The sequence below is a fragment of the Amycolatopsis thermalba genome, assembly GCF_003385215.1.
Classification (GTDB): Bacteria; Actinomycetota; Actinomycetes; order Mycobacteriales; family Pseudonocardiaceae; genus Amycolatopsis_E; species Amycolatopsis_E thermalba.
This window is the reverse complement of the sequence record NZ_PQHW01000021.1, coordinates 60580-73949: the sequence shown is the minus strand read 5'-3', so window position 1 is coordinate 73949 and position 13370 is coordinate 60580. Positions and strand designations below refer to the sequence as shown.

The following is a 13370-nucleotide window of genomic DNA, read 5'->3' as shown; positions in this document are numbered from 1 at the left end:
GGGCCGCGATCCAGGCGGTGAGCCCGCGGGAGGGCGGGCTGGCGTCCGGGATCAGCAGCACGACCCGGCAGATCGGGGCGGTGCTCGGGGTGGCGGTGCTGGGAGCGGTCGTCCAGACCGGGGCGGGGCTGGGCAGTGCCTTCGTGGTGGCCGGGGTGGTGACCCTGGTGGGCGCCGTGCTGACCGGACTGTGGCTGGTGAAGTCCGCGTCCCTGTGAGCCGATTAACTTAGACAACCTAAGCAATAACGCTTAGGCTAGCTAAGTGAATCCAGGAGTAGCAGAGCTCGCGCACGAGCTCCGCCCGCTGGTCTTCCGCCTCTACTACCTGGTCCGGCGGCTGACCCCGCAGCACCAGCTCACCCTGACCCAGGGCTCGGTGCTGAGCGAGCTGGTCCACGGCGGCCCGCGGCGGATGAGTGCGCTCGCCGAGCTGGAGGGCGTGCGCCAGCCGTCCATGACGGACCTGGTCCGCCGGCTGGAGCGGCTCGGCCTGGTCGGCAGGCGGCCCGATCCGGACGACCGGCGCGCGGTGCTGATCGAGGCGACCGAGTCCGGCGCGCGGTACATGACCGCGCTGATCACGGCCCGCGAGGAGTTCCTGCGCGAGCGCCTGACCGCCCTGGATCCAGCCGACCGCGACGCGATCGACGCGGCGCTGCCGGCCCTGCGGAGGCTCATCGATCCGGTCAAGAAGGAGGAACTGCTCTCATGAGCAGTCACAGTCACGGGAGCCTGCTGGACGCGCTGAAGGGCCAGCCCAAGCAGGTGTGGATCACGGCGTTCGCCGCGGTCATCGCGTTCATGGGGATCGGGCTGGTGGACCCGATCCTGCTGTCCATCGCCGAGGGGCTGCACGCCACGCCGTCCCAGGTGACGCTGCTGTTCTCGTCCTACCTCGGCGTCCAGGTGATCGCCATGCTGGTCACCGGCGCCGCCAGCGCGAAGTTCGGTCCGAAGCGGACGGTCCTGACCGGGCTGGCGCTGATCGTGGTCGCGACCGCGCTGTGCGCCGCGGCCGGGTCGATCGAGCAGCTGGTCGCGCTGCGCGCGGTGTGGGGTCTCGGCAACGCGTTCTTCATCGCCACCGCGCTGTCGGTGATCGTCGGCGCCGCCACCGGCGGGCAGGCCGGCGCGATCCTGCTCTACGAGGCCGCGCTCGGCGTCGGCCTCGCGGTCGGGCCGCTGCTCGGCGCCCTGCTCGGCAGCATCTCCTGGCGCGGCCCGTTCGTCGGCACCGCCGTGCTGATGGCCGCCGCCCTGGTGCTGTGCTCGATCTTCCTGGCCGGTGACAAGCACGAGAAGCGGGACCCGATCCGGCTGCTCGACCCGCTGCGCGCGCTGAAGCACGCCGGCCTGCTGCGCACCTCGATCGGCTCCGCGTTCTACACCGCCGCGTTCTTCACCGTGCTGGCCTGGACCCCGTTCGTGCTGGACTGGAGCGCGGTCGCGGTCGGGCTGATCTTCTGCGGCTGGGGCCTGTGCGTCGCGGTCGCCGGGGTGGTGCTCGCGCCGAAGCTGGCCGGCCGGCTCGCCGAGCGGCACGCGACCGTGGTGTCGGTGCTCGGCTACGCGGTGCTGATGGTGGTGCTCGTGGTGCCGAGCAAGCCGGTGATCGTGGTCGGCGTGATCGCCTCCGGGCTGGTCTCCGGCCTGCTGAACACCCTGTTCACCGGCACCGCGATGTCGATCAGCGACGCGCCCCGGCCGGTGGCCAGCGCGGGCTACAACTTCTGCCGCTGGCTCGGCGGCGCCGTGGCCGCCACCCTCGTCGGGCACGTCGCCGAGTGGCTCGGCTCGGAGCACGCCCCGTTCGTCATCGCCGCGATCCTGTGCGTGCTGGCCGGCGGGCTCCTCGCGATCCGGACGAACAGCGCGGATCCGCACCGGGTGCCGCGTGAGGCAGCTCTCGTCGGGGAAGAGCTTTGACTACCGTTCACCTGTAGTTTGAGGACACCTGGCCTCGGTCGCTTAACGTCACCAGCGTTTCCCCTGACTGAGTGACTGGAGACCAGGTGTCCTTCACCCCCGGGCGGCTGCTGCCCCTCCTTACCCACACGAGCGGCAGAGCCGCGACCACGTGCATCTACCGTTGTGGCAACCAGTGTGCTCACGAGGCGCCCAACGAGTCGTCGAACGAGTACTTCGGTGACGTCGTCAAGGGCATGTCCCGGCGCGGCGTCTTCAAGGCCAGTGCCGTCATGGCCGCCGCGGCGGGCGGGTTCGCCGCGCTGAACGCCGGTGCCACCGCCTCCGCCGCCGTGCCGCCCGCGCTGGCCGGCCACGGCAACCGCCCCGGCCGCCCCGTGCCCGGTACGGACTTCACGCCCGTCGCGCCGAACAAGGCCGACGCGGTCGTCATCCCGGACGGCTGGGAGCAGAACGTCGTGATCCGCTGGGGCGACCCGGTGGTCACCGGCGCGCCGAAGTTCGACATCGCCAAGCAGACCGCGGCCGCGCAGGCGAAGCAGTTCGGCTACAACAACGACTTCGTCGGGCTGATCCCGCAGGACCGGCAGGGCAAGCGCTTCCTGATGGTCGTGAACCACGAGTACACGACCGAGACGCAGATGTTCCCGGCCGGCCAGTACGACTCGGCCAACCCGACCGAGGAGCAGGTCAAGATCGGCTGGGCGGCCCACGGCCTGTCGGTCGTGCTCGTGGAGAAGCAGCGCGACGGCGGCCTGGAAGTCGTGCCGAGCCGCTACGGGCGCCGCATCACGCTGGACACGACGTTCGAGGTGCGTGGCCCGGCCGCCGGCTCGAAGTACCTGAAGACCTCCGCCGACCCGACCGGCACCAAGGTGCGCGGCACCCAGAACAACTGCGCCGGCGGCGTCACGCCGTGGGGCACGGTCCTGTCCGGCGAGGAGAACTTCCACCAGTACTTCGCCAACTCGGAGAAGGTCACCGACCCGGTGGAGCAGGCCCGGCTGACCCGCTACGGCATCGGCAAGGGCACCTCGACCCGCAAGTGGGAGCGCTTCGACAAGCGCTGGGACGTGCCGCGGGAGCCCAACGAGGTCAACCGGTTCGGCTGGGTCGTCGAGATCGACCCGAACGACCCGAACTCCACCCCGATCAAGCACACCGCGCTCGGCCGCTTCAAGCACGAGGCCGCCAACGTCAAGATCACCAAGGACGGCCGGGTCGCGGTCTACTCCGGTGACGACGAGCGCTTCGAGTACATCTACAAGTTCGTGTCGAAGGGCAAGTACAAGCCGGGCACCAGCGCCCACGCCCGCCGCCACAACTCGGCCCTGCTCGACGAGGGCACGCTGTACGTCGCGAAGTTCACCGGCGACAGCCCGGCGAGCCAGATCGACGGCACCGGCAAGCTGCCCGCGGACGGCGAGTTCGACGGCCGCGGCGAGTGGATCCCGCTGGCCAGCGGGGACAAGTCCTTCGTGGACGGGTTCACCGCCGAGGAGGTGTACGTCTTCACCCGCCAGGCCGCGGACAAGGCCGGCGCGACGAAGATGGACCGCCCCGAGGACATCGAGCCGAACCCGGTCAACGGCCGCATCTACGCCGCGCTGACCAACAACAGCGACCGCGGCGCGGCAGGCAAGGCCGGTGTGGACGAGGCGAACCCGCGCGTCGGCAACAAGAACGGCCACGTGCTGGAGTGGGAGGAGGACCGCGGCGACGCGGCCTCGACGACGTTCTCCTGGCGGCTGCTGCTGGTCTGCGGTGACCCGGCCACGGCCGACACCTACTTCGGCGGCTTCCCGAAGGACCAGGTCAGCCCGATCTCCTGCCCGGACAACGTGGCGTTCGACCCCTACGGCAACCTGTGGATCTCCACCGACGGCAACGCGCTGGGCATGAACGACGGCCTGTTCGCGGTGCCGGTCGACGGCCCGAACCGCGGCCAGGTCAAGCAGTTCCTCACGGTGCCGATCGGCGCGGAAACCTGCGGCCCCAACGTGACGAGCGACTTCGTCACGGTCGCGGTGCAGCACCCCGGCGAGGGCGGCACGGTGACGAACCCGCAGTCGCACTGGCCGGACGGCGGCAGCAACCTGCCCCGTCCGGCGGTGGTTTCGGTGTGGCGCAAGCGCCGCTGACGGTGAGTTGACGGAGCCCCGGGGAACGCGCTTCCCCGGGGCTCCGTCATGCCGGCGCGAGTCCCACGCTCCCGCGCGCGAGTTCCACGCTCCGGCGCGCGAGTTCCACGCTCCGGCGCGCGAGTTCCACGTTCAGGGGAGCGAGTCGACCGTTCGAGTCCGGTCCGGCTTCGGCCGCGCGCCCAGCACCAACGCGACGCACGCCCCGGCGAGCATGCACAGCCCGACCACCCACAGGCCGGTCCGCTGCGATCCCGTCAGGTCCCGCAGCCAGCCCGTCACGTACGGCGCGGCGAAACCGGAGATGTTGCCCAGCGAGTTGATCAACGCGATGCCGCCGGCGGCCGCCGCGCCGGAGAGGAACGTCGAGGGCAGCGCCCAGAACGTCGGCAGCGCCGCGCACACCCCCACGGCGCAGATCGTCACCGCGACCATCGCCGCGTAGGGGTTGCCCAGGTACAGGGCGATCGGGATCGCCACCCCGCCGACGATCATCGGCAGCGCGACGTGCCACTTCCGCTCCCGCGTGCGGTCGCCGTGCCGCGCCCAGAACACCATCACCACCGCGGCGATCACGTACGGGATGGCCGTGACCAGACCGGCTTCCACGGTCGACAGCTTCGTCCCGAACTGCTGCCCGAACCCGGCGATGATCGTCGGCAGGAAGAACCCGAGCGCGTACAGGCCGTACGCGATCGCGAAGTACACGAAGGCCAGGCCGAGGATGCGCGGGTGGGTCAGCGCCTTGCGCAGCGGCCAGTGGTGCGCGGCCTCGGTCGCCTTGCGCTCGTTGTCCAGTTCGGTGGTCAGCCAGCGGCGCTCGTCCTCGGTGAGCCACTTCGCCTGCTCCGGCCGGTCGGTCAGGTAGAACCAGGTCACGAACGCGAGCAGGATCGCCGGGATGCCCTCGACGAGGAACATGAACCGCCAGCCGGACAGCCCGAACACCCCGTGCCCGTGCGCGATCAGCAGGCTGGACACGGTCGACCCGATCGCCGAGGACACCGGCACGGCGGCCATGAACAACGCGACCGCCTTGGCCCGCTGCGCCGCCGGGAACCAGTACGTCAGGTACAGGATGATGCCGGGGAAGAAGCCCGCCTCGGCGACGCCGAGCAGGAACCGCATGATCACCAGCGTCGTCGGGTTCGGCACGAACGCCAGCACCGTCGCGACGATCCCCCAGGTGACCATGATCCGCGCCAGCCACCGCCGCGCGCCGAACCGGTGCAGCGCGAGGTTGCTGGGCACCTCGAGCGTCAGGTAGCCGAGGAAGAAGATCCCGGAGGCGAACCCGAACGCGGTCGCGGACAGACCGAGTTCGGCGTTCATCCCGTTCGGCCCCGCGAAGCCGATGTTGACGCGGTCCAGGTAGTTCACGAAGTACAGCAGGGCCAGGAAGGGCATGATCCGCAGCGCGACCTTGCCCAGCACCCGGTCACCCTCGGCGATCGTCCTCGTCGACATCCCCGAATTGCATGCCACTTACGGGTGGTTCGTCAAGATCAATGCAGCACGTGCTCGATCACGTTGCGCGGGTACGGCGCCATCCGGGTTTCGGTGTGCAGGCGGAAGTAGAACGCGTTGACCACGGCGGCGACCGGGGCGTGCCGCTGGACGACGTCCGCCGCCGCGGGAGGCAGCGCGGGGAGGTCGCCGGTGCGGATGGCCTCGTTGCGCAGCCGGACGTCGGCGATGCCGCCCAGTTCGCGCACGATCCAGTTGACCAGGTGGGTGAGCACGTAGCTGCGGTCGTGGGTGGCGTGGTCGGCGAGGAAGCGCCGCTCGGCGCCGGTGAGGTCGAAGCGCGGGCTGGACGCCAGGCCGAAGTCGGTCAGGTAGAGCCGTTCGCCGTCGGTGAGGGTGTTGCCGAAGTGCGCGTCGAAGTGCCACAACCCGAGGCGGCTCATTGCCCGGGTGATCGCCGTCAGCTCCCGCTCGGCCATCCCGCACGCGCCCTCGTGCATCCAGGCGCGGAGGTCGTGCGGCATCCGTTCCAGGAACAGCACGAGGTCGGCCGGCGCCGCGGCGAGCGCCTCCAGCCGCCGACGCACGCCCGGGTGGCCGTGCCAGAACGCGATCGACTCCTCCCGCTCGGCCGCGGTCACTTGCGGGCGCGGGCCGCCGCCGAGGACCCGCCAGTGGTGCAGCAGCAGGAAGTTCTCGCTGCCGCCCGCCAGCACGTCGTCGCTGGTCAGGACGTGCGCGGCCAGCTCACGCCAGGCGCCGCCGCCCGGGGAGCCGACCCCGTAGTGCGACCAGACCGGCAGGCCGAAGAGGTCGGCGGTCGAGCGCGGGTTCGCCAGCTCCACCTCGGTGACCGGCACCCGCTTCACGAACACCGGCACGCCCTCGACGTCGGCCAGCCAGGTCGTGCCGCCGATACCGGTGCCCAGTGGCCGGGCGGCGTCCAGTAACGCGGCCAGGCTCGCGTCGCTGAGCTGGGACAACGCCGTGGACGCCCGCTCGTGACGGGCTCGCCTCGACGCGAGGGACTGCGACAACGGGATCTCCTCCAGCCGGCCGGGAACAACCGCCTAACGTAGGGGCATGCCGGAAAATCCCCTCGCTCTCGTCACCGGTGCCTCGCGCGGGATCGGTGCCGCTATCGCCCGTGCGCTCGCGCCCACCCACCGCGTGCTGCTCGGCGGCCGGGACGTCGACGCGCTCGGCGAGCAGGCCGCCGAGTCGGCGAACGCGGAGCCGTGGCCGGTGGACCTGAGCGACCTCGACGGCGTGCGCGCGGCGGTCGCCGGCATCGACCGGCTGGACGTGCTCGTCCACTCGGCCGGCACGGCCGAACTGGGCACCGTCGAGCAGTCCGCGCCCGCGGCGTGGCGGAAGAACTTCGAGGTCAACGTCGTCGCCGTGGCGGAGCTGACCCGCCTGCTGCTGCCTGCCCTGCGCGCCGCGAACGGGCACGTCGTGATCATCAACTCCGGTCAGGGCCTGTCCGCCCGCGCCGGCTGGGGCCCCTACGCGGCGAGCAAGCACGCGGTGCGCGCGTTCGCCGACGCGCTGCGCGAGGAGGAGCCGGGCATCCGGGTCACCTCGGTCTACCCGGGCCGGACCGACACGGAGATGCAGCAGGCGATCGTCGCGGGCGAGGGCAAGGAGTACGCCCCCACGCAGTACCTGCGGCCGGACTCGGTCGCCGCGGCGGTGCTCTCCGCGGTCACCGCGAGCCCCGACTCGCACGTCACCGACGTCACCGTCCGGCCCCGCCCGCGCTAGTCGTCGGGGCCGAGCGAGCCGACGAACTCGCGGAAGTCGCCGGCCAGCGCGTCGAACTCGGCGCGGGTGCAGGTCAGCACCGCGCGGACGACGGCGCGCTGGCCCGCCCCCTCGCCCATCGCGAGGTACACCTCGCTGCGCACGAACGTTTCGCCGCCGGCCGTGAACCGCAGCTCCTGCACGAAACCGTCGCCACCGATCTCGTCGCCGCTGAGCACGGTCACCTCGGCGGCGGTCTCGCGCAGGTCCGCCGCGGACCCGGCGGCCACCTCGCGCAACGGCACCGCCGACGGCCACATCCCGCCGGTCAGCATGATCCCCGCGGTGTCCGACCGCACCGCGGCGAAGGCGGCGTCCCGAGCCGGCACGGGCTCCCAGCCGTCCGGCAGTCCGAAGTGGATGGAAACGGGCAGTGTCATCCGAACAACCCCTTGAGCGATTTGCCGACGTCCGCGACGTCCTCGCCGAAGTCCTTGATGCCTTCGCCGGCCGCCTCGATGCCGTTGCCGATCGCGTTCGTGGCCGACTTCGCGGTCTCGGCGACCTTGTGGCCGTCGACCTGCAGGTCGAACCCGAGCTCACCGCCGAGCCCGAGCGCCAGGCCGGCGTTGCCCTTGATGTGGAACTTGCCGTCCTCGCCCTCGCCGACGGTGAACCCGGCCTCCGCGCCGAGACCGGCCCAGCCCTCCGCGGTCCCGCCCGCGCCGACGCCACCGACGTCGACGGCGCCGCGCACGCTGCCGCGCGCCCCGGCGAACACCCCCGCCTTGGCCTCGGCCACCTCCTTGGTGGCCTTGAGCCCGGCCCGGCCGCGGACGCCGAACATGGCCTCCGCCTTGCCGTCCAGGCCGAGGACGCCGTAGTCGACGCGGCCGGTCGCGGTGCTCTTGATGCCGTCGATGGTCTCCATCTCGAGGATGAGGCCCTTGTTGTTCAGCGCGGCCTGGAAGTTGGTCTCGATGCCGACCATCGTTTCGAGCCTGCCGGTGAGCGTGAGATCGCCCTTCCGCAGCTTGCCCTCGGCGACCTGGTGCAGCAGGTAAGCGTAGTAGCGGTAGCGGCCCAGCTTGCCGTGCTCGGGCGGGATGAACTTGTTGCCGTACTCCCACGTCTTGATCGACGAGCTGCCGGTGGCGTCCCAGCCGCTGGCGATCGCGTCGACGAGCCCGCCGATCGCGCTGCCCGCCGCGGCCTCGATCGTGCCGATGGCCCGCGCGGCTTCGGCGGCCTGGCGTGCGAGCTGTTCGCGGGCCCGGTCGAGCACCTCCCACGCCTGCTCCTGGAGTTGCTCGCCCTGCTGCCGCAGCTGCTCGGCCTGCTGCACCGCTTCCTCCGCGGCGTCCTCGACGGCCTGCTCGACGGCCTGCTCGGCGGCCCGGTCGAGGGCACGGCGGCCGGAGTCCCACAGCTCGATCGCCTCCTGGGCCTGTTCCTGGGCCCAGCGCAGCGTGTCGGCGTAGTGGTCGAGACCGCCCGCGGCGGCTGTCAGGCTGTCGGCCGCCTTCAGCCACTGCGGGGGCAGCCAGTCGACCAGCTCGCCGAACGCGTCGGCGGCCGCGCCCTGCCAGCCGGGGACGCTGAACCCGGCGAGTTTCGAGCCGACGCCGTCGAACTGTTTCGCCTGGTCGAGCAGGGTCCGCGCGTGCTCGACGATGGTTTCCGGTGATCCGGGAACCAGCGCGCGGGGGTCGTCGGTGGAGCCGAGCTCCGCGCTCACTGCCCGGCCCGCCGGATGGCGGCCTCGTTGTCGAGCTCCATCTCGCGGAACAGCGTGGCCGTGTCCAGCAGCGCGGTGCCCGTCAGGTCGACCCGTTCCCGCAGCACGCGCGCGGCGATCCGCGCCAGGCCGGCGAATTCGCCGAGCTTGCCCGCCAGGCCGGCGTCCCCGTAGACCTCCGCCGTCGGGACGATTCCGGCAAGCGCGGAATTGTCCAATTTGGTCAGTATGTCACCTATGTGACCTGCGGCTTTGCCGAGCCCTGCCGGCTCGGCGTCGAGAACTCCCCACACGTGCGCCGATGTAAGACACCGCGCGGGAACGTGAGGTGAACGAACGCGTGAGCGCCGGTTAACCGGTCGCGAAGATCATGATCGGCCGATCCCGCTGTGCAACGTTTTCACCACGGTGTCCACAATGCCGTGCCGGGGCACGCCGCACTGTTCGCCCTCGGTGTACCCGGTGTAGACCAGTGCCCACAGCACCCGCTGAATCCACTGTGGAGTGAGCGCCGGATCGAACACGCCGTCGGCCTGGCCGCGCTCGATGAGGGCGATCAGCGGGTCGTCCGGCGGCGGGCTCCCGTCCGGGTCGTGCTCGGCCAGCACCCGCGGGTCGCCGAACAGGAACACCAGCCGGTCCCCGACCGACAGCATCGCGGCGACCAGCCTGCGCATGGCGTCCAGCGCCGGGCCCTGGTCGATCGCCGCGTCACCGACGGCGGACTCGATGGCGGCCACGGAGTCCTCGATGGTGGCCTCGATCAGCGTGGCGCGGTCCGGGAAGTAGCGGTGCAGGGTGGTCCGGCCGACGCCGGCCGCGTCCGCGATCTCGGCGAGTTTCGCCTGGTAGTCGCGGCCCAGGACGGTCGCGGCGGCGTCGAGGATCGCGCTGCGGGTGCGGTCACGGGTGCTCACCGGGACAAACTACCGCCTTGCCAAAATGGAGCATGTGAGTACTGTTGTGGAACATCGATGTTCCATTCCTGGGAGGGCTCATGCGGATACTGGTGACGGGCGCGACGGGCAACGTGGGCCGGCTGGTGGTCGATCAGCTGCTCGCCGCGGGAGCGACGCAGGTGCGGGCGCTGACCACGGACCCGGCCCGGGCGGCCCTGCCACCCGCGGTGGAGGTGGTCGAGGGTTACCTCGGCCGCGTCGAGACGCTGCCCCGCGCGCTGGCGGGCGTGGACCGGATGTACCTGGCGCCGCTGACGAAGACGGTGCGGGAGGTGACCGCGCTCGCCCGGGAGGCCGGGGTGACGCGGATCGTCGACCTCGCCGGTCCCGAGGGCAGTTGGTGGTACGACATCGAGAAGGCGGTCGAGCAGTCCGGCATCCCGTGGACCCACCTGGAGGCGGGCGAGTTCATGACGAACACGACGGTCTGGGCGGAGCAGATCCGCGACCGGGGCGAGGTGCGCGAGGCGTACCCGCGGGCGGCGAACGCGCCGATCGCGCTGGAGGACATCGCGGCCGTCGCGGCGAAGGCCCTGCTGGAGGACGGCCACGAGCACGTGGCGTACGGGCTGACCGGGCCGGAGACGCTCACCCGCGCCGAGCTCGTGGCGCAGATCGGGCAGGCGCTGGGGCGGGAGATCCCGCTGGTGGAGGTCTCGCACGCGGAGGCGCTGGCCGAGCTGTCGGCGGTGATGGGCGCGGACAGCGCCGCCTGGTACCTGGACGGATGCGCGGAACTGGCCAGGGATCCGCAGCCGGCTTCGCCCACGGTGTCCCGCGTGCTGGGCCGCCCGGGGATGCGGTTCGCCGAGTGGGCGGTGGCCCACGCGGAGCTGTTCCGCTGAGGGGGGTGCGGCGCCGGGCGTGGCGCGCACCGCCCGGCCCGCCTGCCGGCTGGCCCGGCCCGGTCAGGCCCGCAGTCGCGCGGCGGAGTCGCGCGCGGCGGGCGGTGGCGCCGCGCTCCGGGGACGGGGGCCGAGCCTGCTCGCCGGCTGACCGCTCGGGTGGCGGCGCGCCGGGCCGTGGCGCGGGTCGCCGACGGCCGCACCGGTCGCGCGAAGCGGCAGTGCGGTCGCAAAGCGAACCGGCGAGCCCGCTCCGCGTGTGGTCCCGGTCAGCCGGGCGGCCGCCAGCCGCGGCCGGGTCCGCTAGGCCCGCAACCGGCCGGCTCGCCGGCAGGCCCAGTGTGGGCAAGGCCCGCAACCGGCTCGCCGACTGACCCCGTCCGCTAGGCCCGCAGTCGCGCGGCGGAGTCGCGCGCGGCGGATTGTGCCTTGCTCCGCTCGACCCGCACCGGCTCGCCGTCGGTGACCACCTGGTCGCCGGCCACCCACACGTCCCGCACCTGCCGGGAGCCCGACGCCCACACCAGGTTCGAGATCACCTGCTCGTCCGGCTCGTCCAGGCCGGTCGCGAACGCCGGGCCGTCCGGGTCGACGTGCACGAAGTCGGCCCAGCGGCCGGGCTCCAGCGCGCCCAGGTCGTCGCGGCCCAGTGCGTCCGCGCCGCCGCGGGTGGCCAGCAACAGCGCGTCCTTCGCCCGCAGCGCGGTCGAGTCCTTCGTGGACAGCCGGGCCAGCATCGCCGACAGCTGGACCTCCTCCCACAGGTCGAGGTCATCGTTGCTGGCCGGGCCGTCCGTGCCGAGCCCGACCGCCACCGCGGCCGCCCGCAGGTCCGTCAGCCGCGCGATCCCCGACGCCAGCTTCGCGTTCGACCCCGGGCAGTGCGCCACCCCGGTCCCGCGGGCCGCGAACAGCGCGATGTCCTCATCGGACAGATGCACCGCGTGCGCGGTGAGCACCCGCCCGCGCAACATGCCGATCTCCTCCAGCAGCCGCGGCACCGAACCGAACTCCGCGCGCTGCCGGGCGTCCTCGTCCGCCGCCTCGGCGACGTGGATCTGCACCAGCGCGCCCCGCGCCGCCGCCGACTCGGTCACCTGCCGCAGCGCCTCGACCGGCAGCATGTACGCCGAATGCGCCGCGTACGACAACTCGATCCGCTCACCCGGGCCGAACCGCAGGCCGTCGGTGTCGATCCAGCGGTCCGTCACCTCGATCATGCGCCGCCAGTCGACGCCGGGCAGGTCGATGATCGGCCCGCCGAGCACCGCCCGCGCCCCGGTCTCCAGCACCGCCTCGGCCATCTGCTCGGCGTAGAAGTACATCTCCGCGCTGGTCGTCACCCCGTGCCGGAGCATCTCCACCGACCCGAGCAGCATCCCGGCGCGCACGTCCTCGGCCCGCAGCTTCGCCTCGGCCGGCCAGATGATCTCGTGCAGCCAGCGCAGCAGCGGCAGGTCCCCGCCCATGCCGCGCAGCAGCGTCATCGGGCTGTGCGCGTGCGCGTTGATCAGGCCGGGCAGCAGGATCCCGGTCAGCTGGGTGGACGGCAGATCGCCGGGTGCTTCGGCGGCGGAACCGCAGAACGCGATCCGCCCGTCGTCGCCGACGTCGACCACACCGTCGCGGATGACGGAGCAGTCCGGATCGCAGGGCAGGACGACGGGGGCGCGAAAACGATGCGGCATCCTGGGATTCTAGGTCGCGCGCCGGGAGGTCGCGGCGAGCGACCCGAGCAGGGCGAGCGCCTCGCTGCTCGGCGAGCCCGGTTCGGCGTGGTAGACCACCAGCTCCTGCCCCGGACTGGACCGCACGTCGAAGGTCTGCATGGTCAGCGTCAGCGGGCCGACCTCGCGGTGCACGAACTCCTTGTGCGCCAGGCTCTTGCCACGCGCGTCGTGATCGGTCCACATCGCGGCGAACTCGGGACTGCGCTCCAGCAGCTCGGCGAGGACCTGCCGGACCCGCGGGTCGTCCGGGTTCTTGCCGTAGCCGAGCCGGAAACCGGCGACCGAGTTGCGTGCGACCTCGTGCCAGTCCCGGTAGAACGTGCGCGCCGCCGGGTCGGTGAACACGACGTGCATCAGGTTGCGCGAATGGGCCCAGTCGTGGAAGAGCGCGTCGGCGATGGCGTTGGAGGCGAGCACGTCGTAGGCGAGGTTGTAGACGATCGCGGGGTTGTCCGGCCAGGCGCTCATCAGCTGCAGCAGGCTCGGATCGACCCGGGCGGGCACCGCGGTGAGCCGGGTGCGGGGGCTGAGCCCGGCGAGGCGGAACAGGTGCTCGCGGCCGTCCTCGGCGAGGCGGAGCGCGGCCGCCAGCGCGTCGACCACCTGCGCCGACGGGGTGCGCTCGCGGCCCTGTTCCAGGCGCACGTAGTAGTCGACGCTGACGCCGGCCAGCAACGCCACCTCCTCGCGGCGCAGACCGGGCACCCGGCGCTGCCCGGTGCTGGGGAGGTTGACCTCGTCCGGGCGCACCTGGGACCGCCGGGCGATGAGGAACTCGCCGAGTTCGGACCGTGCCATACCGCGATCGTAAGCCGG

At 72.1% G+C, this 13370-nt stretch carries 13 protein-coding genes and 1 pseudogene; 6 read left to right on the top strand and 8 right to left on the bottom strand.

From position 1 onward, the window contains the following. The 4 genes and pseudogenes from D0D15_RS11890 to D0D15_RS11875 form a co-directional block, all read left to right on the top strand. Nucleotides 1–218 (top strand): annotated as a pseudogene (locus D0D15_RS11890) (MFS transporter); the annotation flags it as partial. Nucleotides 219–264: 46 nt separating this feature from the next. Beyond that, the gene (locus tag D0D15_RS11885) at nucleotides 265–714 is read left to right on the top strand and encodes a MarR family winged helix-turn-helix transcriptional regulator (RefSeq protein ID WP_094003253.1); all 450 of its coding nucleotides are present in this window, start codon (nucleotides 265–267) and stop codon (nucleotides 712–714) included. After that, a complete protein-coding gene (locus tag D0D15_RS11880) occupies nucleotides 711–1928 on the top strand; it encodes an MFS transporter (RefSeq protein ID WP_115944430.1) in 1218 nt (405 codons plus the stop codon). The genes D0D15_RS11885 and D0D15_RS11880 overlap by 4 nt, the downstream gene beginning before the upstream one ends. Before the next feature lie 86 nt (nucleotides 1929–2014). After that, nucleotides 2015–4069 carry a PhoX family protein gene (locus D0D15_RS11875; RefSeq protein ID WP_094003251.1) on the top strand — a complete coding sequence of 685 codons (2055 nt, stop codon included), beginning with the start codon at nucleotides 2015–2017 and terminating at the stop codon, nucleotides 4067–4069. 132 nt (nucleotides 4070–4201) lie between these two features. Here the strand turns inward: D0D15_RS11875 and D0D15_RS11870 are convergent, their stop codons facing one another. Then, entirely contained in the window at nucleotides 4202–5536 is a 1335-nt protein-coding gene (locus D0D15_RS11870; RefSeq protein ID WP_094003250.1) for an MFS transporter, read from the bottom strand. Nucleotides 5537–5574: 38 nt separating this feature from the next. Next, nucleotides 5575–6573 carry a BUD32 family EKC/KEOPS complex subunit gene (locus tag D0D15_RS11865; RefSeq protein ID WP_233157021.1) on the bottom strand — a complete coding sequence of 333 codons (999 nt, stop codon included), beginning with the start codon at nucleotides 6571–6573 and terminating at the stop codon, nucleotides 5575–5577. Between the two features lie 46 nt (nucleotides 6574–6619). On the opposite strand from D0D15_RS11865, the gene D0D15_RS11860 reads away from it, so the two are divergent. Next, nucleotides 6620–7303: an SDR family oxidoreductase gene (locus D0D15_RS11860; protein WP_094003248.1), complete on the top strand. Its 684-nt coding sequence runs from the start codon at nucleotides 6620–6622 to the stop codon at nucleotides 7301–7303. On the opposite strand, the gene D0D15_RS11855 is transcribed toward D0D15_RS11860, so the two are convergent. From D0D15_RS11855 to D0D15_RS11840, 4 genes are all read right to left on the bottom strand, one after another. Then, complete coding sequence (locus D0D15_RS11855; protein ID WP_094003247.1) at nucleotides 7300–7722, bottom strand: hypothetical protein; 423 nt, start codon at nucleotides 7720–7722, stop codon at nucleotides 7300–7302. The two genes, D0D15_RS11860 and D0D15_RS11855, sit on opposite strands and share 4 nt — an antisense overlap. Further along, nucleotides 7719–9020, bottom strand: a complete 1302-nt coding sequence (locus D0D15_RS11850) for a WXG100 family type VII secretion target (protein ID WP_094003246.1) — start codon at nucleotides 9018–9020, stop codon at nucleotides 7719–7721. Before D0D15_RS11850 ends, D0D15_RS11855 begins: the two co-directional genes overlap by 4 nt. Further along, on the bottom strand, nucleotides 9017–9238 hold the full coding sequence (locus tag D0D15_RS11845) for a hypothetical protein (protein WP_094003245.1): 222 nt from the start codon (nucleotides 9236–9238) through the stop codon (nucleotides 9017–9019). Before D0D15_RS11845 ends, D0D15_RS11850 begins: the two co-directional genes overlap by 4 nt. Nucleotides 9239–9388: 150 nt before the next feature. After that, a complete protein-coding gene (locus tag D0D15_RS11840) occupies nucleotides 9389–9937 on the bottom strand; it encodes a TetR/AcrR family transcriptional regulator (RefSeq protein WP_094003244.1) in 549 nt (182 codons plus the stop codon). Nucleotides 9938–10017: 80 nt separating this feature from the next. On the opposite strand from D0D15_RS11840, the gene D0D15_RS11835 reads away from it, so the two are divergent. Then, nucleotides 10018–10824: an NAD(P)H-binding protein gene (locus tag D0D15_RS11835; protein WP_094003243.1), complete on the top strand. Its 807-nt coding sequence runs from the start codon at nucleotides 10018–10020 to the stop codon at nucleotides 10822–10824. Between the two features lie 383 nt (nucleotides 10825–11207). Here D0D15_RS11835 and D0D15_RS11830 read toward each other — a convergent pair whose 3' ends face one another. Both D0D15_RS11830 and D0D15_RS11825 read right to left on the bottom strand, forming a co-directional pair. Continuing rightward, on the bottom strand, nucleotides 11208–12512 hold the full coding sequence (locus D0D15_RS11830) for an amidohydrolase family protein (protein ID WP_094003242.1): 1305 nt from the start codon (nucleotides 12510–12512) through the stop codon (nucleotides 11208–11210). A gap of 9 nt (nucleotides 12513–12521) precedes the next feature. Beyond that, entirely contained in the window at nucleotides 12522–13352 is an 831-nt protein-coding gene (locus D0D15_RS11825; protein ID WP_094003241.1) for a helix-turn-helix domain-containing protein, read from the bottom strand. Between the last annotated feature and the right edge of the window lie 18 nt (nucleotides 13353–13370).

What these genes read in the sequence shown, in the direction of transcription:
- D0D15_RS11870 (WP_094003250.1), bottom strand. Translation starts at nt 5,536, where the DNA reads ATGTCGACGAGGACGATCGCCGAGGGTGACCGGGTGCTGGGCAAGGTC.
- D0D15_RS11830 (WP_094003242.1), bottom strand. Translation starts at nt 12,512, where the DNA reads ATGCCGCATCGTTTTCGCGCCCCCGTCGTCCTGCCCTGCGATCCGGAC.
- D0D15_RS11860 (WP_094003248.1), top strand. Translation starts at nt 6,620, where the DNA reads ATGCCGGAAAATCCCCTCGCTCTCGTCACCGGTGCCTCGCGCGGGATC.
- D0D15_RS11855 (WP_094003247.1), bottom strand. Translation starts at nt 7,722, where the DNA reads ATGACACTGCCCGTTTCCATCCACTTCGGACTGCCGGACGGCTGGGAG.
- D0D15_RS11880 (WP_115944430.1), top strand. Translation starts at nt 711, where the DNA reads ATGAGCAGTCACAGTCACGGGAGCCTGCTGGACGCGCTGAAGGGCCAG.
- D0D15_RS11835 (WP_094003243.1), top strand. Translation starts at nt 10,018, where the DNA reads ATGCGGATACTGGTGACGGGCGCGACGGGCAACGTGGGCCGGCTGGTG.
- D0D15_RS11825 (WP_094003241.1), bottom strand. Translation starts at nt 13,352, where the DNA reads ATGGCACGGTCCGAACTCGGCGAGTTCCTCATCGCCCGGCGGTCCCAG.